At 59.6% G+C, this 23406-nt stretch carries 22 protein-coding genes; 9 read left to right on the top strand and 13 right to left on the bottom strand.

Translation table 11 applies throughout. The annotated features are described in order from the left end of the window. Window positions 1–107: 107 nt before the first annotated feature. The 4 genes from WMO20_RS08735 to glgB form a co-directional block, all read right to left on the bottom strand. Window positions 108–1406, bottom strand: coding sequence for a 4Fe-4S dicluster domain-containing protein (locus WMO20_RS08735; RefSeq protein ID WP_112090601.1), 1299 nt, complete (start codon window positions 1404–1406; stop codon window positions 108–110). A gap of 5 nt (window positions 1407–1411) precedes the next feature. Beyond that, window positions 1412–2386: a trigger factor gene (gene tig, locus WMO20_RS08740; RefSeq protein ID WP_316544612.1), complete on the bottom strand. Its 975-nt coding sequence runs from the start codon at window positions 2384–2386 to the stop codon at window positions 1412–1414. A gap of 30 nt (window positions 2387–2416) precedes the next feature. Then, window positions 2417–4360 (bottom strand): hypothetical protein, encoded by a 1944-nt coding sequence (locus tag WMO20_RS08745; protein WP_349186502.1) that lies wholly within the window; start codon window positions 4358–4360, stop codon window positions 2417–2419. Window positions 4361–4495: 135 nt separating this feature from the next. Continuing rightward, window positions 4496–6451 (bottom strand): 1,4-alpha-glucan branching protein GlgB, encoded by a 1956-nt coding sequence (gene glgB, locus WMO20_RS08750; protein ID WP_349186503.1) that lies wholly within the window; start codon window positions 6449–6451, stop codon window positions 4496–4498. Between the two features lie 235 nt (window positions 6452–6686). Between glgB and WMO20_RS08755 the strand changes: the two genes are divergently transcribed. From WMO20_RS08755 to WMO20_RS08765, 3 genes are all read left to right on the top strand, one after another. Further along, window positions 6687–8042, top strand: coding sequence for an alpha-amylase family glycosyl hydrolase (locus WMO20_RS08755; protein ID WP_316539438.1), 1356 nt, complete (start codon window positions 6687–6689; stop codon window positions 8040–8042). Window positions 8043–8212: 170 nt separating this feature from the next. Continuing rightward, window positions 8213–8731 carry a transcription repressor NadR gene (locus tag WMO20_RS08760; protein WP_349186504.1) on the top strand — a complete coding sequence of 173 codons (519 nt, stop codon included), beginning with the start codon at window positions 8213–8215 and terminating at the stop codon, window positions 8729–8731. 96 nt (window positions 8732–8827) lie between these two features. Then, entirely contained in the window at window positions 8828–9379 is a 552-nt protein-coding gene (locus WMO20_RS08765) for a TetR/AcrR family transcriptional regulator (RefSeq protein WP_349186505.1), read from the top strand. 70 nt (window positions 9380–9449) lie between these two features. On the opposite strand, the gene WMO20_RS08770 is transcribed toward WMO20_RS08765, so the two are convergent. From WMO20_RS08770 to WMO20_RS08795, 6 genes are all read right to left on the bottom strand, one after another. Then, window positions 9450–10214: an amino acid ABC transporter ATP-binding protein gene (locus WMO20_RS08770; RefSeq protein WP_349186506.1), complete on the bottom strand. Its 765-nt coding sequence runs from the start codon at window positions 10212–10214 to the stop codon at window positions 9450–9452. Further along, window positions 10204–10968: an amino acid ABC transporter permease gene (locus WMO20_RS08775; protein ID WP_112090609.1), complete on the bottom strand. Its 765-nt coding sequence runs from the start codon at window positions 10966–10968 to the stop codon at window positions 10204–10206. Before WMO20_RS08775 ends, WMO20_RS08770 begins: the two co-directional genes overlap by 11 nt. Window positions 10969–11080: 112 nt before the next feature. Continuing rightward, window positions 11081–11917 (bottom strand): ABC transporter substrate-binding protein, encoded by an 837-nt coding sequence (locus tag WMO20_RS08780; RefSeq protein ID WP_112090610.1) that lies wholly within the window; start codon window positions 11915–11917, stop codon window positions 11081–11083. Between the two features lie 208 nt (window positions 11918–12125). Then, the gene (locus WMO20_RS08785; protein WP_349186507.1) at window positions 12126–12701 is read right to left on the bottom strand and encodes a nitroreductase family protein; all 576 of its coding nucleotides are present in this window, start codon (window positions 12699–12701) and stop codon (window positions 12126–12128) included. Window positions 12702–12742: 41 nt separating this feature from the next. Then, on the bottom strand, window positions 12743–13192 hold the full coding sequence (locus WMO20_RS08790; RefSeq protein WP_349186550.1) for a threonine/serine exporter family protein: 450 nt from the start codon (window positions 13190–13192) through the stop codon (window positions 12743–12745). Further along, on the bottom strand, window positions 13192–13983 hold the full coding sequence (locus tag WMO20_RS08795; protein ID WP_055186150.1) for a threonine/serine exporter family protein: 792 nt from the start codon (window positions 13981–13983) through the stop codon (window positions 13192–13194). Before WMO20_RS08795 ends, WMO20_RS08790 begins: the two co-directional genes overlap by 1 nt. A gap of 560 nt (window positions 13984–14543) precedes the next feature. Between WMO20_RS08795 and WMO20_RS08800 the strand changes: the two genes are divergently transcribed. From WMO20_RS08800 to metA, 5 genes are all read left to right on the top strand, one after another. Continuing rightward, window positions 14544–15455 carry a MetQ/NlpA family ABC transporter substrate-binding protein gene (locus WMO20_RS08800; RefSeq protein ID WP_349186508.1) on the top strand — a complete coding sequence of 304 codons (912 nt, stop codon included), beginning with the start codon at window positions 14544–14546 and terminating at the stop codon, window positions 15453–15455. Window positions 15456–15473: 18 nt separating this feature from the next. Continuing rightward, window positions 15474–16487: a methionine ABC transporter ATP-binding protein gene (locus WMO20_RS08805; RefSeq protein ID WP_349186509.1), complete on the top strand. Its 1014-nt coding sequence runs from the start codon at window positions 15474–15476 to the stop codon at window positions 16485–16487. Then, window positions 16484–17140 carry a methionine ABC transporter permease gene (locus WMO20_RS08810; protein ID WP_113992408.1) on the top strand — a complete coding sequence of 219 codons (657 nt, stop codon included), beginning with the start codon at window positions 16484–16486 and terminating at the stop codon, window positions 17138–17140. Before WMO20_RS08805 ends, WMO20_RS08810 begins: the two co-directional genes overlap by 4 nt. A 92-nt stretch (window positions 17141–17232) precedes the next feature. Beyond that, complete coding sequence (locus WMO20_RS08815; protein WP_349186510.1) at window positions 17233–18507, top strand: O-acetylhomoserine aminocarboxypropyltransferase/cysteine synthase family protein; 1275 nt, start codon at window positions 17233–17235, stop codon at window positions 18505–18507. A 136-nt stretch (window positions 18508–18643) separates the two neighbouring features. Then, entirely contained in the window at window positions 18644–19579 is a 936-nt protein-coding gene (gene metA, locus WMO20_RS08820; RefSeq protein ID WP_308564637.1) for a homoserine O-acetyltransferase MetA, read from the top strand. A gap of 38 nt (window positions 19580–19617) precedes the next feature. On the opposite strand, the gene WMO20_RS08825 is transcribed toward metA, so the two are convergent. The 3 genes from WMO20_RS08825 to WMO20_RS08835 are packed head-to-tail and all read right to left on the bottom strand — an operon-like array spanning window position 19618 to window position 21900. After that, a complete protein-coding gene (locus WMO20_RS08825; protein WP_349186511.1) occupies window positions 19618–20202 on the bottom strand; it encodes a flavin reductase family protein in 585 nt (194 codons plus the stop codon). Next, entirely contained in the window at window positions 20199–21179 is a 981-nt protein-coding gene (locus WMO20_RS08830) for a glycosyltransferase family 2 protein (protein ID WP_055186158.1), read from the bottom strand. Before WMO20_RS08830 ends, WMO20_RS08825 begins: the two co-directional genes overlap by 4 nt. A 40-nt stretch (window positions 21180–21219) precedes the next feature. Further along, window positions 21220–21900, bottom strand: a complete 681-nt coding sequence (locus WMO20_RS08835) for a Crp/Fnr family transcriptional regulator (RefSeq protein WP_349186512.1) — start codon at window positions 21898–21900, stop codon at window positions 21220–21222. A gap of 186 nt (window positions 21901–22086) precedes the next feature. Here WMO20_RS08835 and WMO20_RS08840 point away from each other — a divergent pair, with 186 nt between their 5' ends. Continuing rightward, window positions 22087–23139 carry an ABC transporter substrate-binding protein gene (locus tag WMO20_RS08840; protein ID WP_349186513.1) on the top strand — a complete coding sequence of 351 codons (1053 nt, stop codon included), beginning with the start codon at window positions 22087–22089 and terminating at the stop codon, window positions 23137–23139. Window positions 23140–23406 lie beyond the last annotated feature (267 nt).

Consider the following 23406-nt stretch of genomic DNA (forward strand, 5'->3'; position numbering starts at 1 on the left):
CGGAGCGCCCGCAGGCGCTCCGCTATCCCGAAAATAAAAATCTTTTTTCCGCTATTTATGCGCAAAGCAACGCGGAGCGCATTCTGAATCGTCAAATCGTCCGGCTATTATTCGGAAACCTGCTTTCCGAGACTGGGCGCAGTGACGTTGGCAGGGGAAGCGCTCTGCCCGGCGGGGATGGTATCGGGCAGGGCGGCAGCGGCGGTCTCTGCGGTCTGAGCGGCAGCTTCGGCGGTGGATTCCACAGCGTTTTCCGCTGCCTTGGCGGCATCCTCTGCGGCCTTGGCGGCGCGTTCGGCTTTCAGCTGCTCGGCACGCAGACGCGCTTCCTCCTGCCGCTTCTGGGTGCGTGCCTTGATGCGGCACACCGAGCACAGTCCCTCGGCGCTGTCCGGGGCAATGGGTTTGCCGCACTGTTTGCACAGGGTCTTGGTGCACTTGTGCAGCACCACGGGGCCAAGGGTGGTAAGCTGGTACAGCTTCATGCCGTCAAAGCCCTTGTTGGAGCACACGTTCATGCACACGCCGCACTCACTGCACTTCCACGGGGTAAGTACGATGCGGGTCTGGCCGTTCGGCATATCCTCAAACTTCATAGCGTTGGCACGGCAGGCTTTTTCGCACCGGCCGCAGCCAAAGCAGTTATCGGTGAATTTGGGCATATAGTAGCCGTACTGCAGGGGCGTCTCCATGGCGGCCTTCAGCTGCTTTGTGCGCTGGTGCAGCAGCAGACGGAAGTCCACCCCGCTGTCCTCCTCGCTGCGCAGACCGGGCAGCATTTGCAGCAGCTTTTTGGTGCCGCTCTTGGAGCCGTGGCTCACCTGTTCCAGCATCTCGCGGCGGGTCAGCTCCTGCACATGGTAGGGGTACTCCTTTTCCTCGTATGCCAGCGAGAACCGCGCTTCGAACATCGGCTGACCGAAAAAGTCCACAAGTCTTGTCAGCTCCTTGCGCAGCTGCTCGGCGCACAGATCGTTCTCGCACTGTCCGCAGGGGGTCAGGTCCAGCACGATCTTTTTGTTCAGCGCCAGATACGCCAGCGCTTCCCACGAGAGCGCACAGATGCAGCTGCGCACTACGGTGTTTTTGCGGGTGGATCTTTCACAGCCGATCCAGATGGTATCGCTGTCGGAGTCCGCTGCGGCGGTATCCCGCTGCACCTGCTCCGGCGAGGGTGCAATGCAGCCGCTGCGGCAGGCGGAAACGCACAGCCCGCAGTCGGTGCAGGGGTCCCAGTCCTTGACAAGGTTCGGGCGGGAGAAAATTTCCTCACCGTAGGGGCAGATATCCTTGCAGGTGGTGCAGGGCTTGCGGTGGGGGTGCAAATTCCAGCATTGGCGGCGGTTGATCTCTGGATGGGTGGTCTTCATCAGGGCATCCATTGCAGTTCTGGTAAAAAAGCCCATGGTCTTTACTCCTTTTCCACAACAGAGGTAAGTGCGGCGTGGTCGAGCAGGAAGCGCTGCACCTTCTGGTTGGTCACGGCGGCGGCTACGGCGTCCCGGCTCAGCACTTTGCGGATCTCTTCCTCCGGGGTGTCGTGCAGCTTGGAAAGGCGGGCGTACTCGGCGTCCACCTCCTGCTGGGTCACAGTGATCTGTTCGGCTTCGGCAATGGCGCGCACCGCCAGCACCGCCCGCAGCTGACGCTCGGCTTCCCTGCGGTAGCCCTCCCGCACCTGTTCCGGGGTCAGCCCGGCGCTCTTGCAGTACAGCTCCATGGTCATCTGGCTCTTGCGCAGCCGCTGGCGCAGCTGGTTCATCTGGTATTCGGCGTTCTGCGCCAGCAGTTCGGCGGGCAGCTCCACGGTCAGGTTTGCGCCCGCCATATCCAGCAGCGCCGCCCCGGCAATGCGGTCGGCGTTGGCTTCGTGGGAAAGGCGTTTTTTCTCCCGCAGGCTCTCCCGCAGGGCGTCCAGATCGTCATAGCCCAGGGATCTTGCAAGGGCATCGTCCACCGGGGGCACTTGTTTGCGCTCTACTGTGTGCAGGCAGATCTCAAACTGTGCGGTTTTGCCGGAAAGCTCCGGCACGCGGAACTCGGCGGGGTAGGTGAAGTCGAAGCGGAAAGTCTCGCCCGCGCAGTGGCCGTACACCGCTTCTTCTGCGGCGGGCATCAGCTGCCCGGTGCCCAGCACCACGGTCACCTGCTCCATCCGGCTGTCCGGGATGGGGGCACCCTCCAGAAAGCCCTCGAAATCCAGCGTGACCCGCATCCCGCGCGCGGCGGGAGCGTCAGTGGGCACAAAGGGCGCATGGACACGCGCCAGATTGCCGATATCCGCTTCCACGGCCTTTTCCGATACCGGGCGCACCCGGCGGGTGAAGGCAAGCCCCTTGTACTGCCCCAAGGCGGCAGCGGGCATGGTGTTTGCAGTTTGTTCCATAGTCGAACACTCCTTTTTATAAAAGCGGCGTTACAGCCCGCGGGCGGCCAGCCAGCTTTCTGCGATCTCGGAGAACATCTCCGGGTACTGGGCATCTTCTTTCTTAAAGGCGCTCAGGTAATACTCCACCTCGGCGCGGGTGGGGGCTACGGTACGCCGCCAGATGGTAAAGGTGGTGCCGTTGCCCATATCAAAGGTGGCTTCCTGTGTAAAGTACTCGTCCCGCACCGCAAGGAACCTCTCGTTCAGCTTGTGGGACATCTCGTTCTCAGGGTCATTTACATGAGTCAGCGGGAAAGGATCAGCGGTGAGAACGTATTTTGCCTCAAAGAACTGCATGGGGAAGTTGTGGGTGCCCGGCACCGAGAAGCCGAAGGCCAGCTTATCGTTGATGGGGGTCGCGGGCAGCTGGCAGTTCTTGAAGTGGTCCGGGCAGTACAGCGTGTCGTGGGGGATCATGTAACTGATCTCGCCCTCGGCGCAGTGGGTGTCGATCCAGTTGGCAATGGCCTTGATCTGGGGCAGATCCTTGCGGTCATAGACCAGGTCATCAATGGCGGCAAAATCGCGGGCGCTCTCCTGCAGAGAGGCCGAGAGAATAGTGCGGCCGATGAGAAAATCCGGCAGAGCGACGGTGGTCAGCGGGGAGCAGCGCACCGAGGTGGCAAAGGCGATGGTGAACAGCCAGAAGCCGATCTTCAGGTTCCGGCGGCGGGTGATGCCCTCGGCCAGCGCGGCAGCGCCCAGCAAAAACAGGATAAACCACCCCGGGAGGAACAGCAGCATATGTTGGGAACCGGTGGTCTGCACCCGGGTGAACAGCAGCATGCTCAGCAGGATCTCCAGCCCGGCAAGGCAGGGCAGCGCGGGCATTTTGTGCACTTTCAGGCAGAACCACAGGCCCAGACCGATGAGCACAAGGTTCATCAGGCCCATGCGGGCGTATTGCAGGTAGAGCTCCGTGACCATGCCGCCGCCGTTATAGTAGGCGTAGCGGTCGGCGTAGCTGTAAGCAAGGATGTGTCTGACCATCGGCCACAGCAGCACCAGCATGGCCACCATGCTCATCAGGCCGAACAGCACGAGGTTGCGCACCTGCACGAGTGCCTGCTTTTTCTGCCCGGCGCGGGCAATGCGCACGCTGCTTACCAGCACCAGCACCGCGTAGGCAAAGTAGTAGCCCACTACAAAATATAAGTACCACCGGCGGGAGAGGATGATGGCTGCCGTGGCAAGGAACAGCAGGCAAAAGCGCACCGGCTCCAGTTTTTCAAACCGGAAATCCAGCGTGAGCAGCAGGATGCTGAAGCCGAAGATCAGGCCGAACCAGTCCGGCTGGCTGAGCATGGCACTCATGCGCAGCCACGGGTAGGTGACCATCCACGACATTCCAATAAGGAAGTACCAGAAGCGGTTCTTCACCTGCAGCATCTGCCCCACCTTGATGGTAAGCCCTGCCAGCAGCACCAGCAGCATGGGCAGGATGCTGAACACCTGACAGAAGGCAAAGCTGTCGCCGGTGCGGTCGCTCAGGCAGAAGGGAAAATCCAGAAACAGGGTAATGAAGTTGGTGTAGTCCTCGGCAAAAGAGCCGAAGATGTAATGGAAGCCAGCCGTCGGGCTTTGCAAAAAGGCGGCTTCGGCGCTGTACTGCTTGTTGATATAGTTGACATAATCCCAGATGTATACAAAGCTGCGGCGGTTCAGCGCCCAGAAAAAGTAGATCAGCGCCGCCGCCCACAGGCCGACGATCACCGCTTTGTGGAACAGGTCAAATTTTATCCCTGCTACCCGCAGCACCAGCAGCACACAGGCGAACAGCGCTAAGTTGCACCACAGGCTCACCAGCGGAAAAAAGAATCTGCTGCCGGGCGCAGCCAGCGCAAAAACAGCCAGCAGCACCGCCGCTGCAGCCAGCACCAGCGCAGTTTTCGCCGCAGCGGAAACGCGGGGCTTTGTGATAGTATCGGTCATGGAACAAGACCCTCCTTGCAAAGTTTCACATTCTACAGTATAACAACTCCCCCGGGCACTGTCCAGCACCCCGGCGGCGAAAAATGCAGAATGTCCCGCCGCTTTCAAAGCAGACGGGACATTTTTATACAAATATTACTTATTGGAAACTTCTGCGGCGGCTTTTGCAGCCTTTGCCGCCTTGCGCTTTTGCGCCAGCGCCTTGTTGGCGCTCAGGCGGGCGGCGTCCGGGTTGGGGGCTTCCGGGGACAGCCGCAGCAGATAGCTGCCCATGGCGGGCAGATCCAGCGTCAGGGTGTAGTCCCTGCCAAACACACCGCCGTCGGTGGTGTGGAAGTTCTGCTTGCGGTGCGCCTTGTGCACGCCGCCCCATGTGCCGGCCTCGGTATCCAGCACCAGCTCTGCGCTGCAGGGGAACTTGAGGTACAGAGGGAACTTTTTGTGGGCGCTGTCCTGTGTGTTCATGACGCAGAGCAGGTTCTGCCCGCGCCCCTTGCGCAGCCATGCGTACACGCCCTCGGCACAGCTTTCGCTTGCCACCCACTCAAAGCAGTCCGGGTTGTACTCGCCGTCATACAGCGCAGGCTCGGAGGCGTAGGTGCGGCAAAGGGCGGCAAAGTATTTCTGGAAGGCATCGTGGAAGGGGTATTCCAGCAAATTCCAGTCCAGCTCCCGCTTTTCGTCCCACTCCCGGAAGTGTGCCAGCTCGTTGCCCATAAAGTTCAGCTTTTTGCCGGGATGGGTGTACATATAAAAGTACAGGGTGCGCAGCTGGGCGCATTTTTCCGCGTAGCTGCCCCACAGCTTATCAATGATGGTCTTTTTGCCGTGCACCACCTCATCGTGGCTCAGCGCCAGCAGGTACAGCTCGTTGTAGAAGTAGTGCATACTGAACAGCAGCTTGCCGTAGCAGCCTGGGCGCTCGCCGAAGGGGGTGGCAAAGTAGTCCAGCGTGTCGTGCATCCAGCCCATATCCCACTTGTAGTCAAAGCCCACGCCTTCGTAGCGGGTGGGAGCGGTCACCTTGAGGAAGTTGGTGGAGTCCTCCGCCATGTAGATGCCGGTGGGCCAGCGCTCGTTCAGGCCGTGGTTCAAACTGCGCAAAAAGTTCACCGCGCCCTGATTCACGCCGCGGTTGGGGTCGCCCTGCCAGTACAATGCGCGGGAGATGGCGTCCATGCGGATGCCGTCGCAGTGGTACACGTCCATCCACAGCCCGGCGGCGCTGCTCAAAAAGCTGCACACCTCCCGGCGGTAGTAGTTGAAGTTGCAGGTGCCCCACTCGCTCTGTCCCACGTCGCTGTCGTACTCGTATAGGTAGGTGCCGTCAAACTTTGCCAGCGCGTCAGCATTGGCGGCAAAGTGCACCGGTACAAAATCCATGATGACGCCGATGCCCATGCGGTGGCAGGCGTTGACAAAGCTGGCAAACTGGGCGGGGGAGCCGTAGCGGCTGGTCACCGAGAAGTAGCCGGTGGTCTGGTAGCCCCAGCTGCCGTCAAAGGGGTGCTCTGCCAGCGGCAGCAGCTCCACATGGGTAAAGTGATGCTCCAGCAGCCACGGGATGAGTTCCCGCGCCAGCTCCTCGTAGTTGTACCACCCGTCCGAGCCGTCCGGCTGGGTAGTGCCGGGCTTATGCTTCCAACTGCCGGCGTGCAGCTCGTAGATGTTCAGCGGGCGGTTGCGGCATTTGTCCCGCCGCTCCATCCACGCGGTGTCGTCAAAGGTGAAATCCAGCTTTGTCAGCTTGCTGGCGGTGCCGGGGCGCAGCTCGGTGGCAAAGGCGTAGGGGTCGCTGCGCATCACGGTGCTGCCGTCCGCGCCGTGCACGCGGTATTTGTACAGGTCCCCCTCCGCAAGGCCGGGGATAAAGGCGCTCCACACGCCGGTATCGGCTTTTTCCATGGGCACACCGCGCTCCCAGCCGTCAAAGCCGCCGCACACCTCCACGGCGGTGGCACCGGGTGCCCACACGGCAAAACGCCAGCCCTCGGCGCCGTTTGGGTCGGTGCAGGGGTGCGCACCCAGAATGCGGTAGGCATCGAAGCAGTCGCCACTGAAAAACGTGCGGGGGATCACAGGGTAATTCATGCAAAGATCTCCTTACTTCTCTATGTTGATCGGCGCCGTGCGCCGGTTGGTACAAAGCTATTTGGGCAAACTATCCAAGAAAAACGGCTATTTACCGGCATGATAGCCGATAATCTTAGCGAATCTTGACAAAAATCGGCAAATTTTCACATATTTGCCAAATCTTGTGGTATACTGTTGCTACCGCCGTGCAAGCGGCGCAACTTTTTAAGCAATAGAATGGGAGCGAACGATCATGGCTTGGTATGACGAAGCAGTATTTTATCACATCTATCCGCTGGGGCTGTGCGGCTGTGCGCACGAAAACGACGGCCAGCCCACCCCGGGCGCTTTTGCAAAGCTGGAAGCATGGGCAGCCCACGCGGCAAAGCTGGGCTGTACGGCCATCTACATCGGCCCGCTGTTCGAGAGCGGCTCCCACGGCTACGATACCATCGACTACCGTCTGGTGGACCGCCGCCTTGGCACCAACGAGGAGTTCAAGGCCTTTGTGGCAGCCTGCCACGCTCGCGGGCAGCGGGTCATCGTGGACGGCGTGTTCAACCATGTGGGACGCGATTTCTTTGCCTTCCAGGACCTGAAGTCGAACCGCGAGAACGCCCGCTATAAGGACTGGTTCTGCGATGTGAACTTCTGGGGAAACAACGAGTATAACGATGGCTTTTCCTACGGCAACTGGGGCGGCTACAACCTGCTGGTCAAGCTGAACCAGCGCAACCCGGAGGTGCAGCAGTACCATTATGATACCGTCCGCTTCTGGGTGGAGCAGTTCGACATCGACGGCATCCGTCTGGACGCTGCCGACGTGCTGGACTTCGACTTCATGCGCGGGCTGCGCCGTCTGGCAAACGAGGTAAAACCGGAGTTCTGGCTGATGGGCGAGGTCATCCACGGCGATTACAGCCGCTGGGCAAACCCGGAAATGCTGCACTCCGTTACCAACTACGAGCTGCACAAGGGTCTGTGGAGCGGACACAACGACCATAACTATTTTGAAATTGCCCACACTATGCGCCGACTGCAGGGGCTGTGCCACGACACCCGGCTGTATCTCTTCTCAGATAACCACGATGTGGAGCGCCTGCCCAACAAGCTGCGCAACCGGGAGCATATCCGGCACATTGCCATTCTGGTGTACAGCCTGTGGGGCATCCCGTCCATCTACTACGGCTCGGAGTTCGGCATCGAGGGCAAAAAGGAGTGGGGCAGCGACTGGCCGCTGCGCCCCTGTCTGGAGCTTAGCGACTACGCTGATGCAGAACGCACAAATCCTGTTACCAGTGTATACAAAGTTCTGGGGAAATGCAAGGCTGAATTGCCGGAAATGACCTACGGCGAGGTAAAAGAGCTGCAGCTCACCACCCAGTGCTATGCTTTTGCCCGGGTGCTGGACGGCAAGGCGGTGGTAGCGGTGCTGAATAACGGCGATACCCCCGCACAGCTGGAGTTCCAGCTGCCGGTGGAAGCTGCCAAGGTCACCGATCTGATGGCGGACACCGTAGGCGCACAGGAAGTGCTGGTCTCTACCGAGTGGAACCGCATGAAGGTGCAGCTGCCCTCCAATTACGCCACCCTGCTGAGATTGGAATAAACCCACGCTTAAGCCTTCACCCCTTGGGGACAGATTTCCCCCGGCCGGGGGAAGCCTTCAGAGGAAAATGGATTTCCGTGCCTGTGGCTGGAATAACCTTGCACATTTTGCCGCGTTTTGCTACAATAAGGAGAGAAAAGTTGTTTTACGGAAAGGAAGCCTGAACCCCTATGAATGCAGCACAGCGCAGAGAACGCATCCTGACCCGGCTGAACAGCGCCGGTGCTCCTTTAAGCGCCAGCACGCTGGCGGCAGAGCTGGGGGTCTCGCGGCAGATCGTGGTAGGAGATGTGGCACTGCTGCGCGCCGGCGGGGCGCAGATCGATGCCACCCCCCGGGGCTATCAGCTGCACCCGGCGGAAAAGGGCTATACCGGCATTCTGGCCTGTGTGCACCGCACGCAGGAGGAGATGCGCCGGGAGCTGTACACTGTGGTGGATCAGGGCGGCACAGTGGTGGATGTGGCGGTGGAAAACAGCCTGTACGGCGAGATCCGCGCCACGCTGAACCTGTGCAACCGGTACGACGTGGACAACTTTATCCGTCAGGCGGCGGATGCGCCCGAGAGCCTTTTGAGCCGCATGACCGGCGGCGTGCACCTGCACACTTTGCGCTGCCCGGATAAGGACACCTTTGCCCGCATCCACGCAGCTTTGGAGCAGCAGGGGCTTTTGTACCGCAAGGAGTAACGCTGCGGCGCTTATACCCAGTATAAAAAGGCTTGCGGGGCTTGTCTATCCGCAAAACCGGAAAAATGTTGGAAAATCAACAAAAAAGCAAAAGAGGTGGGTTTTCTGGATATCCGCATTGAAAAGACCGAGCGCGCCATCAAACAGGCCTTTATGGAGCTGCGCCGCGAAAAGCCGGTGGAGAAGATCCGTGTCAAGGAGCTGTGCGACCGCGCCTGTATCAATAAATCCACATTTTACGCCCATTATCAGGATATCTATGCGCTGGCCAACGCCATGGAGGACGAGATGGTGCAGGCGGTGGTGGAAAGCCTGCCCCGCCTGACCGCCAGCGATGTGAGCGAGCGCACCGAGTGGCTTGCGCGGGAGATGTTCCGCGCCTTTGCCGAGCATCGGGAGGAGATCACCGTGCTCTTCTCCGGCTCCCGGCAGGGGCTATTCATCAACCGGGTGGAGCAGGCTATGTGCCAGTGCATCGCCCAGACCGACCCCACCTTTGAGACGGACGTAGTGCGCAAGGTGGTGCTGTCCTTCTGCGTGCAGGGGTGTTACTACACCTTTACCAGCTACTGCGGTCAGATGGACGAAAAACGCCTTGTGACGCTGCTGGCCTCCATCGCCCGCGCCGCGCAGAGGATACGGATGTAATGTAAGAAAAATAAAGAAAACAGAATGCCGGACAACCCGCAGGTTGTCCGGCATTCTGTTTAAAAACTCTTTACAGCATCTTGGAGAGGAAGGCTTTCAGACGGGGGTGCTTGGGATTGGTGAACAGCTCCTGCGGCGGCTCGTCCTCCTGAATTTTGCCGTCATCGATGAAGATGACCCGGTTGGACACCTCGCGGGCAAAGCCCATTTCGTGGGTGACCACCAGCATGGTGATGCCGGTGTGTGCCAGCTCCTTCATCAGCTCCAGCACCTCGCCCACCATCTCGGGGTCAAGGGCGCTGGTGGGCTCATCGAACAGGATCACGTCCGGGTCCATGGCCAGCGCACGGGCAATGGCGATGCGCTGCTGCTGACCGCCAGACAGGCTCTTGGGGTAGGCGTTGGCCTTGTCGGCCAGACCTACGCGGGCCAGCAGCTCGTCTGCCCGGGCAGAGATGGCGTCCTTGTCCTTCAGCTTCAGCAGGCTGGGTGCCAGCTCAAGGTTCTTTTTCACGGTCAGGTGGGGGAACAGGTTGAAGTGCTGGAACACCATGCCCATCTTCTGGCGCACGGCATCGATGTGTGTCTCGTTTACCTCCACACCCTCAAACTTGATGGAACCGGAGGTGGGAGTCTCCAGCCGGTTCAGGCAGCGCAGAAAGGTGGACTTGCCGCAGCCGGAAGGGCCGATCAGGCACACCACATCGCCACGGTAGATATCAAGGTCGATGCCTTTCAGCACATCCAGCGTGGGGTCGGCTTTTTTTGCGCCGCGCTTCTTTACGCCGCCATAGGTCTTGGTCAGGCCGCGTACTTCCAAAATCTTATCGGTCACTTTGTGCCAGCCTCCTCTCAAACTTGCTCAGCAGCCATGTAAACAGCATAACAAGGATCAGGTAGATCAGTGCAACGCCCAGCAGGGGGAACATGGCTTCGTAGGTGCGGTTCATAATGCCCTGTGCAGCATACAGCAGCTCCTTGCCGCCGATGGTGGTGATCAGGGAAGTATCCTTGAGCAGGACGATGAACTCGTTGCCCAGTGCAGGCAGCACCGCACGGATAGCCTGCGGGATGATGATGACCACCATGGTGGTCATGTAGTTCAGGCCAAGGCTGCGTCCGGCTTCCATCTGGCCGGGGTCCACAGCCATCAGGCCGCCGCGGATGATCTCGGATACATACGCGCCGGAGTTGATGCCCAGGGTCAGTGCACCAACCATAGTAAAGTTGCGGCTGTTGGAAAAAATGACCATGCTCATGATCAGCAGCTGCACCATCATGGGCGTGCCGCGGATGATGGTGGTGTACAGCTGACACACCGCGTTAAAAAAGCCCAGTACCGCGTTTTTGTGGCCGGGGCGCTGCTGGTCGTGGGTCACGCGCACCAGCGCCACCACACTGCCCAGCACCACGCCCAGCGCCAGCGCCAGTGCGGTGACCAGCAGGGTGGTGCCCACACCGTTGATGTACTGCATCCAGCGGTCCTTCAGCAGAAAGGCCTGATAAAACTTAAAAAAGAAATCCTGTCCAAAGCTTAGCTTTGTGCCGCTGTTGAGCAGCTCTTTGAGCAGTTCGTATTGCGCAGCCATTCACATCCTCACTTTCTGTTTGTCAATAAATTGTAACCACTTTTTTCTAAAAAAAGAGGTGCCCCGGAGCGGGGCGCCTCCTTGGGTACAGGAATGGTACAAGGCACGCAGCTTAGTTTGCGTTGATGTACTTGTCCACGATGGCCTGCAGAGTGCCGTCAGCCTTCAGCTCCTCCAGAGCCTTGTTGACAGCGTCCTCCAAAGCAGAACCCTTTGCCATGCCGATGGCGTAATCCTCCTCGGCGTAGCTGGTATCCAGCACCTTCAGGCCGGGGTTGGCAGCCACGAACTCCTGTGCGGGAGCGTTGTCGATGACCACAGCGTCCACCTGACCATTGTTCAGGGCCTGCACAGCGGTCAGACCGTCGTCGTAAGCAACCACGTTCTCATCGCCGAAGTCATCGGAGCAGTAGATGTAGCCGGTGGTGCCGCGCTGGGTACCAATCGTCTTGCCGGCCAGATCATCGGGAGAAGCAATATCGGAATCGTTGGGCACGATGATGGACTGGATGCCGGTGGCGTAGCTGTCGGAGAAGTCCATCACAGCCTTGCGCTCGTCGGTCACGGTAACGCCTGCCATCACGATGTCGGCCTTGCCCTGCTGCACGCTGAGCAGTGCGGCGTCAAAGTCCATGTCATCGATCTGCAGCTCCAGACCCAGCTTCTCAGCAATGGCCTTGGCGGTGTCCACATCGATGCCCTCAAACTCGCCGGCATCGGTGGTCATCTCGTACGGAGGGAAGGCGGCGTTGGTAGCCATGGTCAGCTTGCCGGCTTCCACGGTGGTCAGTTCAGCAGCAGCGGCAGAAGAAGCAGCCTCGGAGGAAGCGGCAGAGCTTGCCACAGAGGATGCAGCAGAGCTTGCAGAACCACCGCAGGCGGTCAGAGCCAGAGCAGCAACGGAAACAGCAGCGGCAGCCATGAAGCTGCGGCGAGAGATCTTTTTCATATTCAAACACTCCTCAATCTATGCAATATAGTTTGCTTTGCCCCGATGGGATGCGATTCATCGCGCTTTCGGGGAACGCACTTAGTATAGTTTGTACAAAACAAAAAGTCAATACTTGTGCATAATAATCCGTGAAATTGAAACGATTTTGCAAACAATTATGCAATGACGGAGAAAATATGTGAATATATGCAGTATAAACCGGCTTTTACAGGCTTCTTGCAATCTCCTCCGCGCTGCGCTTGGGCACGCAGTAGTCGCGGTTTTCGTCCAGATAGTACTTTACGCCGGTCTGCTCGGTCATGGGCACGATAGCGGCTTTGTGGGTGGGGTAGCCGAAAGCCACCATAAAGGCCAGCTTCTGCGGCTCCTCGATGCCCAGCAGCGTGGTCAGGGCGGGCTTATTGATCGCGCCCATAATGCAGCTGCCCACGCCCTTGTCCCATGCGGCAAGGGTCATGTTGGCCAGCGCGATGCCGGTGTCGGTGGCAAGGTCGCCGGGGATGGCGGTATCCTGCACCACAGCTGCATAAAAGGTGGGCAGCTCGTCCGCCTTGGGCGTGCCCTGCTCCGGCGGCAGATAGCCAGCCCATTTGACCAGCGGCTGTACCTTGGCCACCATCTCCGGGCTTTGCACCAGCACCAGACGCACCGCCTGCCGGTTTGCCCCGCAGGAGGACAGCCGCACGGCCTGTACGATATCGTCCACCACGTCCTGCGGCACGGCCTTTTGTGCAAACCGGCGGTAGGTGCGGCGGGTAGTCAGAAGTTCCATTGCGTTCATAGAGATCACTCCTTTATATAAATAGCTTGGAAAACAACAGATTATTTCCGCTTTTTCGGCAGCGGCACACACAGCACCAGACTGATGCCGATAGCCAGCGCCACGGCGATTTTAAAGGTGCTGATGCCCTTGGCAAGGGCAAGGGCGTTTTCGTTCTGGATGAAATAGTAGGCGGTGTAGTAGATGCCCGCGCCCGGCACAAGCGGGAAAATGCCGGTCAGCAAAAACACCGTGACCGGCGTTTTTTGGGTAATGGCAAACACGCGGGTAAGGATGGCGAGCGGAATGACCGCCAGCAGGGAGGCCGTGGCGGCGTCTGCGCCCAGCAGGGTAAGCAGTTCGTACCACAGCCAGCCTACAGCGCCCACCAGTGCGCAGTAAGGCAGGCAGCGCCGGGGGCACGCAAATAGAATGGCAAAACTCAGCGTGCCCGCCGCGGCCAGAAAAAACTGCGCGGTCAGCTCGCTGATCTGTACAGCTGTAAGGGACATCATACCACGACCACCCCCGTAAATACCGTGTACAGCCGCAGCACAAGGCCGGTGCCTATGGCAATGCTGGCGGCAATGAGCAAAGCGTCGATCATGCGGATGGTGCCGGAAAGGTAATCGCCCTGCACAAAGTCCCGGATGCCCATGGTAAAGGCGATGCCCGGGGTCAAAATCATCAGCGTACCGATGATGGCGTGGCTGGCAGAAGTGTGCAGCAGATTGCACAGCAGGATGCACACCAGCGTGATCAACGCGGCGGTGCTGATCTTCTGGAAGCCGCCGGGCACTTCATGCCGCCCGCACCACAGCAGATACCAGCTGGCCACCAGTCCCGCCCCGGCAGCAGCCAGCGCGCTGCGCAGGTTGCCGCCGAACATCATGGCAAAGCAGAACGCTCCGCACAGCCCGGACAGCAGCTGCACATGGTCTTTAGGGAAGGGCAGCTGCCGCGCCAGCACCAGACGGCTCTCGGCCTCGTCTAAGGTCATCCCGGTCTGGGCGATCTGGCGGGAAAGCTCGTTCACCGCCGCCACCCGCCCCAGATGGGTGGTGCGCACCGGTACGTTGCGCACTTCGCTGATCTCGGCAGTGCCGGCGCTGGCAAAAATGCCGTTGGTCAGCACATAAACGTGGAACTCCCGCAGATGGAAACTGCGCGCCATGATCTCCATAGTCTGCTCTACCCGGAACACCTCTGCGCCGTTTTCCAGCAGGGTCTGCCCTGCGGCCATGATAAAATCCATGATGCGGCGGCGCAGCTCTTCATCGGGAAAAGGGTCTCTGCTGTTCATTGCCTGCTCTCCTTGCAAAAGATGATACCCTATTTTATCATGTGCACCAGCCGCATACAAGGGTGTATCAAAAAAACGGGCGCGGCAAAAGGCCGGAAGCCATATCCCTACCCAAAAACTTCGTTAGGGGTGTTGACAAATGCCGCCGATGGGTTTATTATAGTGTTAATATCACAAAAATGGCTGTGAAGAGAAGAGTAGGCCTTCGCATTGATCCTTACCAGAGAGCCCGGGCGGTGAAAAAGGGCAGGAAACAGGAAGCTGAAAATGGTCTCGGAGCCGTGCGGACGAGGCGCAGGAGTGCTAAGCCCGCAACGGGATGCGCCCGTTACAGCGTCCGGCTGTAAGCAGCACACGCTGCCGCAGCATCGAGGCTGTATCCGTAAGGATGCAGTGAACCAAGGTGGTACCACGGAAGTATGTTCATGCCTCCGTCCTTGCAGAGTCTAGGGCTCGTAAGGACGGGGGCATTTTTTCATGCGTCCGTTCAAGGCCGCGCGCGGAAAGGTGCCGTGCGGGCCACAGTACATAATAGAGAACAATAGAGAGGGAACAAAACTATGATTACTCGTCGCGATTTTCTGAAAGTTACCGGTGTGGCAGCCGCAGCCGCTGCCCTGACTGCCTGCGGTGGTTCTTCTTCCACTGCTTCTTCTGCTGCATCCGGCAGCGTGGCATCCTCTGCCGCAGCTAAGCTGGATAAGATCAAGGTGGCTGTGCCCAACGATACCACCAACGAGGCCCGCGCCCTGACCCTGCTGGAGAAGAACGGCTTCTTCAAGCTGAAGGCAGATGCCGGCCTGACCGCCACCAAGAACGACATCGAGGAGAACCCCCTGAACGTCACCGTGGACGAGGTGGAGGCCGCTCAGGTGCCCAACGTCCTGCAGGACGAGGACTACGCCGTCATCAACTCCAACTACGCCATCTCTGCCGGTCTGAACCCCATGACCGATGCACTGGCCATGGAGGACGGCTCTTCTGCTTACGTCAACATTCTGGTGTGCAAGGACGGCAATCAGGAGGAGCCCAAGATCAAGGCTCTGGCTGCTGCCCTGCAGAGCCAGAAGGTGAAGGACTTCATGGACGAGACCTACAAGGGCTCCGTGGTGTCCGTTGTGGAGAACCCCACCGACGGCTACGATTCCACTGTGGACTATGACGCTCTGAACGGCCAGACCGTCAGCTGCGCCGCTACTCCCGCTCCCCACTGCGAGGTGCTGGAGGTGTGCAAGGAGATCCTTGCCGCCAAGGGCATCACGCTGGATATCCAGGAGTACGACGACTATGTGATCCCCAACCAGATCGTCGAGGACGGTCAGGTAGACACCAACTACTTCCAGCATCAGCCGTATCTGGACAACTTCAACGCCGAAAAGGGTACCCATCTGGTCACTGTTGCCGGCATTCACGTAGAGCCCATGGGCATCTACGGCGGCAAGCAGGACAGTCTGGCACCCATCGAGGGATAAGCTAAAGGAGCAATTTCTGTGATCGAACTCAAGTACCTTTCCAAGACCTTCCAGATGAAGGATGGCGCGGTGAAAGCGCTGCAAAACATCAACCTCACCATTCCCGATGGCTCCATCTACGGCATCATCGGTATGTCCGGTGCGGGCAAATCCACGCTGGTGCGCTGCATCAACCTGTTGGAGCGCCCCACCGGCGGCAGTGTGGTGATCGACGGCGTGGCAATGGAGACTTTGTCTCCCGCCTCGCTGCGCAAGCGCCGCCGGGAAATCACCATGATCTTCCAGCAGTTCAACCTGCTCATGCAGCGCACCTGCCTGAAGAACGTCTGCTTCCCCATGGAGCTGGCAGGCGTAAAGAAGGCGGAGGCGGAAAAGCGCGCCATGGAGCTGCTGGAGATGGTGGGTCTGCCGGATAAGGCAAACGCCTACCCGGCACAGCTGTCCGGCGGTCAGAAGCAGCGCATCGCCATTGCCCGCGCACTGGCAACCAACCCCAAGGTGTTGCTGTGCGACGAGGCTACCAGTGCGCTGGACCCCAACACCACCCACTCCATCCTGACCCTGATCAAGGATATCAACCGTAAGCTGGGCATCACCGTGGTGGTCATTACCCACCAGATGAGCGTGGTGGAGGAGATCTGCGACAGCGTGGCCATTCTGGATGGCGGTGTGGTCGTGGAACAGGGCTCGGTACAGGAAATTTTTGCAAACCCCAAAACGGCAGCTGCCAAGCGTCTGGTAGCCCCCAACGGCGGCAGCGCAGCGCGGGATCTTTCCTGCTTTGCGCCGGATGACCATGTGGTGCGCGTTACCTTTAACGGTTCCTCCACTGCAAAGCCGCTGGTGGCAAGCCTTGCCGCCGAAAAGGGCATTCTGGTGTCGGTGCTCAGCGCCGATACCCGCGATCTGAGCGGCCAGTGCTACGGCTCCATGCTGCTCAAGCTGCCCGCAGAGCTTGCTGTCGCACAGCAGGCTATGGAGTATATGCGCAGCCAGTCCGGCGTAACGGTAGAGGAGGTGACCGGTATATGAATATCGCAGATTACGGTTTTGCCATCTGGGAGACCTTTTATGTAACGGTGCTCTCCACCGCCTTTGCGCTGGTGCTGGGTCTGCCGCTGGGCGTGCTGCTGGTAGCCGGTGACAAGGACGGCATTCTGCCCCTGCCCGGCTGGCTGATGCACCTGATCAACATCGTCATCAACATTCTGCGCAGTGTGCCGTTCCTCATCCTGATGATCTGCGTGTTCCCGCTTACCCGCGCCATCGTGGGCACTACGGTGGGCACCAAGGCCACCGTAGTGCCGCTGGTGGTCGCCGCCTTCCCCTTTGTGGCCCGTCTGGTGGAGACCAGCCTGCGGGAGCTGGATGAAGGCGTAGTGGAAGCTGCCCAGAGCATGGGCGCTACTCCCTTCCAGATCATCACCAAGGTCATGATCCCGGAGTGCCTGCCCGGCCTGATCTCCAGCATGACCACCGCACTGACCACCATTCTGGGCTATTCCGCCATGTCCGGCGTCATCGGTGGCGGCGGTCTGGGCAAGATCGCCTTGTCCTACGGCTACTACCGCTACCAGACCAACATCATGATCGTCTGTGTGGTGCTGCTGGTGCTGATGGTGCAGGCGTTCCAGTCTGTGGGTACTTTGTGGGCCACCAAGAGCGATAAGCGCCTGCGGAAATAAAAAACTTTGAATTTTTCGATTCCCCGCCGGAGACAGCTCTCCTGCGGGGAATCGTCCTTCCCGACCAAAAAACCAGCAAAGGAGTATGTTGTATGAACCGTGATACTATCTGCGTGCAGGGCGGCTATACCCCCGGCAACAGCGAGCCCCGTCAGATTCCCATCATCCAGTCCACCACCTTCAAGTACGCCACCAGCGAGGACATGGGCAAGCTGTTCGATTTGGAAGCAGACGGCTATTTCTATTCCCGCCTGCAGAACCCTACCTGCGACATGGTAGCCAAAAAGATCTGCGAGCTGGAAGGCGGCACTGCCGCCATGCTTACCTCCAGCGGACAGGCTGCAAACTTCTTTGCGCTGTTTAATATCTGCGAAGCAGGGGACCACATCGTGGCCTCCAGCACCATCTACGGCGGCACCTTCAACCTCATCTCGGTCACCATGGCAAAGATGGGCATCACTGCCACCTTTGTAGACCCCCTGTGCACCGAGGAGGAGCTGAACGCTGCCTTCCAGCCCAACACCAAGGTGGTGTTCGGTGAGACCATCGCAAACCCCGCCCTGACCGTGCTGGACATTGAAAAGTTTGCCAAGGCCGCCCACGCCCACGGTGTGCCGCTGATGGTGGACAACACCTTCCCCACGCCGGTCAACTGCCGCCCCTTCGAGTGGGGCGCGGACATCGTGACCCACTCCACCACCAAGTACATGGACGGCCACGGCGCAGTGTTGGGCGGTGCCATCGTGGACGGCGGCAAGTTCGACTGGATGGCGCACGCCGAGAAGTTCCCGGGTCTGTGCACCCCGGACGACAGCTACCACGGCATCACCTACGCCGAACGCTTCGGTAAGGAGGGGGCGTTCATCACCAAGGCCACCGCGCAGCTCATGCGGGATTTCGGCTCCATGCAGTCCCCCATGAATGCCTATATGCTGAACCTTGGTCTGGAAAGCCTGCACGTTCGGATGCAGCGCCACTGCGCCAACGGCATGGCGGTGGCACAGTTTTTGGAGAACCACCCCAAGGTGGCCTATGTGAACTACTGCGGGCTGGAAAGCAGCCCCTACCACGCACTGGCGCAGAAGTACCTGCCAAACGGCAGCTGCGGCGTCGTGAGCTTTGGTCTGGCTGGCGGACGTCAGGCTGCCAGCACCTTTATGAAGGAGCTGAAGCTTGCCGCCATCGAGACCCATGTGGCAGATGCCCGCACCTGCTGCCTGAATCCCGCTTCCAGCACCCACCGTCAGATGAACGATGAGCAGCTGGCTGCCGCCGGTGTGCCCGCCGAGCTGGTGCGCATGAGCTGCGGTCTGGAGTCTGCCGAGGACCTCATCGCCGATATCGCGCAGGCGCTGGATAAGGTATGATTCCCTCCCGTGAAAATACATTTGCCGCGGCCAACAGGCAGCGACAAATGTGAAATCAAAAATCATGATTCCTCTGAAGATGGCAAAGCGAACGCGGAGCCATTTTTGGATCATCTAGCAAAGGAGCAACCATCCTATGCCGCTGATCATCCCCAAGACCTTACCCGCCTTTGATGCCCTGTACGAAGAAAACGTTTTTGTCATGCACCGGGAGCGGGCGCTGGCGCAGCATATCCGCCCGCTGGAAATTCTGATCCTGAACCTGATGCCCACCAAGATCGCCACCGAGACCCAGATCGCCCGGCTGCTGGCAAACACCCCGCTGCAGGTGCACATGACCCTGCTGCAGACCGCTAGCCACTCTGCCACCCATGTGTCGGCTGCTCACCTTGAGGCTTTTTACAAGACCTTTGACGAGGTGAAGAACAACCGCTACGACGGCATGATCATCACCGGTGCGCCGGTGGAGACCATGGATTTTGAGCAGGTGGACTATTGGAACGAGCTGTGCGAGATCATGGATTTCAGTGAAACGAACGTCTACTCCACCCTCCATGTCTGCTGGGGCGCACAGGCCGGGCTGTACTACCACTACGGCGTGCGCAAGCAGCTGCTGCCGGAAAAGATGTTCGGCGTGTTCGAGCACCGGGTCACCCGCCCGGCAAACCCGCTGGTGCGCGGCTTTGATGAGGTGTTCTACGCCCCCCACAGCCGCCATACCGGCATCTGCCGGGAGGATGTGGACAACTGCGCCGCCCTGCGCATTCTGGCCGAGAGCGACGCCGCCGGGCCCTTCCTAATGAGCACCGAGAACGGACGGCAGATCTTTGTCACCGGCCACCCGGAGTACGATAAGTACACGCTGGATGCCGAGTATAAGCGGGACGTAGCCAAGGGTCTGCCCATCCATGTGCCTGCCAACTACTACCCGGACGACGACCCCGCAAAGCCGCCGCTGTTCCGCTGGCGCGCCCACGCCCACCTGCTGTATGAAAACTGGCTGAACTATTATGTCTACCAGAACACCCCCTACGATCTGGGAGATATCCAGCGGGTAAAACACGAGAAGTAAATAACAAAAAGGCGATGCCGCACGGCATCGCCTTTTTGTTATTTCTTACGTTTTGCGGGCTTTTTCTTCCGCACACTGTAGCCGAAGGTGCCAAGCTTTCTGCCAAGGGCCAGATACTCGCCGTGGCTGTACACGATGAGGTTTGCCTTGTCCAGACACAGCTTGCCTTTTTCGTCCAGCAGGCTCTCGTCCACATCGCAGGCCACCACCTCGGCCAAAAACAGGTCGTGGCTGCCCAGCGGGATGCGCTGGGTGATGCGGCATTCCAGATTGACCGGGCTTTCCTCCAGCACCGGGCAGTCGGTCAGCACGCTGCCCGGGGCGGCGTGCAGGCCGCAGGCGACAAATTTGTCCACATCGCGGCCGCTCTTCACACCGCACCAGTCAATGGCGCGCACCAGCTTTTCGGTGGGCAGGTTGATGGCGAACTGCCCGCTCTCGCACAGCAGCTGATGGCTGTACCGCTCCGGGCGCACGCTGATGGATACCATGCTGGGCTGGGTGCAGATGGTGCCTGTCCAGCCGATGGTGATAAGGTTGGGCTTATCCAGCCCGCCGCAGGATACCAGTACCGGCGGCTCCGGGTTCAGAAGGGTGCTGCCCTTCCAGCTTTGCTTGCTCATCCGTGATATTTCCTTTCGTAGGGAGCCCATGTGCGCTCCGAGATGATATAGCGCGGGCGGGCTTTGGTTTCCATATAGATCTTGCCGATATACTCGCCGATCACGCCCAGACACACCAGCTGTACACCGCCCATAAAGCAGACGATGCACACGGTGGACGCCCAGCCTGCCACGCTGCTGCCCATGGCGGCGCACACGATGGCCCAGATGACCCCGATAAAGCTGACAAGGCTCACCACGATGCCCGCCCCGGTGATGATGCGGATGGGCTTGTTGGAAAGGCTGGTAATGCCGTCAAAGGCCAGCGCCAGCATCTTGCTCAGGGGGTAGTGGCTCTCACCGGCCAGGCGCTCGTGGCGCTCGTAGGTGACCACATCGTGGGCAAAGCCCACCAGCGGCACCATGCCCCGCAAAAAGATGTTGACCTCCTTGTAATCCGCAAAGCTTTCCAGCACGCGGGTGCTGATCAGGCGGTAATCTGCGTGGTTGAACACGATATCCGCGCCTAAAGCGTTCATCACATGATAAAAGCCCTCGGCGGTGAACCGCTTGAAGAAGGTATCGGTGTCCCGGCGGCTGCGCACGCCGTACACCACCTCGGCACCGTCCAGATACTTTTTCACCATCTCGTCCATGGCGTTGATATCGTCCTGACCGTCGCAGTCGATGGAGATGGTGATATCGCAGCTGTCGCTGTGCAGCGCCTCCATCAGCCCCGCCAGCACGGCGTTCTGGTGGCCGCGGTTGCGGCTTTGGGAGATGCCGATATAGTGCTCGTCCTGTGCGGCAAAGCCTTGGATCAGCTCCCACGTTTTGTCGCGGGAGCCATCGTTGACAAAGAGCACCCGGCTTTTATCGCTGACCAGCCCCTGTGCGGTCAGACTGTGGATCTTTTCCAGAAACATGGGTGCTGTAATGGGCAGCACCTGCTCCTCATTGTAGCAGGGGATCACGATCCAGAGAACAGGTTTGGACATTGCTTGATTGCTCCTTAAATATAAGATAGTTGGCAAAAGGCTACTGCACCATCTGCTGCAAGGCATCCGGCTCCAGCAGTTTGAAGCTGCTGCGGTAGGTATCGATGAGCCCTTCCCTCTGCATAGTGCTCAGCTCCCGGGAAAGGGCGCTGCGGTCGCAGTTGAGGTAGTCCGCCAGCTGGATGCGGGAGAAGGGGATGCTGAAGGTCAGGCTGTGGGCGCGGGCGGCTTCGCTGAGCAGATAGGCCGCCACCTTGGCGCGCAGGCTCTTCATCACCAGCAGGTCGATGCGGTGGGAGAGGGAAAAATATTTATCGCTGATGGTGCGCACAAGGTTCTGCACCACCCGCTGGTGGGCGGGGCTGCCGTCCGAGAGCAGCAGCCGCTCGTAGGGCAGCAACAGCACCTCGCAGGGGGCAGCAGCCAGCACGGTGACCGGGCTGGACAGGCTGGAACCGCCCAGCACATCCCCGAATACCCCGCCCGGCTCTACCCGGGCAATGGGGATGCGTGCCCCGCCCGGTGCCGGGCGGTAGGCTTCCAGCTCGCCGGACAGCACGATGCCTACCCGGCGGCTGGGTTCCCCCGCCAGCACAAGGGCTTCGCCCTTGCCGTAGCTGCGCACGCTTGCCCCCAGCCGGGACAGCAGCGTGCTGAGCTCCGCAGCGGAAAGACCTGCGAACAGCGTGGTGGTTTGTAACAGCGGCAGATAATTATTCATCGCAACTCCGCAGAGAAAATAGCGTTCTCCGCAGCCTCCTGCAATTGCGTTGCACACGCAACGGTATTTTTACCCCTATTATAGTAAACTGGAACGCGCAAAGCAAATGATTTTGCAAAATTTTTTAAAAAAGACCGGTTTCCGCTTCCCGTACCGGGGTGTGCCGGGTGTGAAAAGGAGTATTTCATGAAAAAGATCCTGTCCTTACTGCTGGCGTTCAGCCTTGCACTGAGCCTTGCAGCCTGCGGCGGCAGCGCAAGCTCTGCCGTTTCCAGCACGGCGGTGTCCGAAGCTGCTTCCTCTGCGGCTGCTTCTGAGGAAGAAACTGCTGCGCCGCTGTCTGCCACCGAGCCGCTGCGCATCGCCGGGCTGAAGGGCCCCACCACCATGGGGCTGGTCAACCTGCTTTCGATGGAGCAGGCCGGTACCGCCGCCATGGACTACGATTTGCAGCTCTACGGCGCTGCGGATGAGATCGTGCCGCTGCTCATCAAGGGCGAGCTGGACATGGCAGCTATCCCGGCTAATCTGGCGGCGACCCTGTACCAGAAAACAAATGGCGGCATTCAGGCCGTGGCAGTGAACACCTTGGGCGTTCTGTATGTGGTGGAGCAGGGCGACACCGTCCACAGCATGGCAGACCTCAAGGGCCGCACCATCCTGTCCACCGGCAAGGGCACTACCCCGGAGTATGTGCTGCGCTATCTGCTTACCGCCAACGGACTTGACCCGGACAAGGATGTGGACATCCAGTATTACAGCGAAGCCACCGAGGTGACCGCCCAGATGGCCAGCACGCAGGATGCCATTGCAGTGCTGCCCCAGCCCTATGTGACTGCCGCCGGGCTGAAGGACGACACCCTGCGGGTAGCCCTTGACCTGACCGCCGAGTGGGACAAGGTAGCAGACACCCAGTTGATCACCGGTGTGACCGTGGTGCGCAAGGCCTACGCCGAGGAGCACCCGGACGTGGTAGCTGCTTTTCTGGCAGATTACGCCCAGAGCGTGAACGCCGCCAACACCGATCTGGACGGCACCGCCGCTCTGTGCGAGGAGCAGGGCGTGGTGGCAAAAGCCGCCATCGCCAAAAAGGCACTGCCCAACTGCAACATCGTCTGCCTGACCGGCGAGGAACTGAAGGCGGACGTCTCCGGTTACCTGCAGGTGCTCTACGATGCCGACCCCGCCGCCGTGGGCGGTACGCTGCCCGGCGAGGACTTCTACTGGACAGCCCAGTAACAGCCTGAAAAAAGCATTCCATCTCCCGCCGCTCTGCCGTGGTACGCAGCGCGGCGGTTTTTGTTTTGGAACGATGTACCCCTTCCGTCTTGCCGCTTCGCGTCAAACCACCTTCCCCAAGGGGACGGCTTTTGGCGGTAGCGGGAAAGTTTCCGGCATAGCGCAAAGGCGTCCCCTTGGGGGAGCTGGCGAACGTAGTGAGCCTGAGGGGGTACAATAAGGATTTCAGCTCGTCCCGGTTGCAATTCCGCTGCAAAAGTTCTACAA

This window comes from Faecalibacterium intestinale, from assembly GCF_040096575.1.
GTDB classification, from domain to species: Bacteria; Bacillota; Clostridia; order Oscillospirales; family Ruminococcaceae; genus Faecalibacterium; species Faecalibacterium intestinale.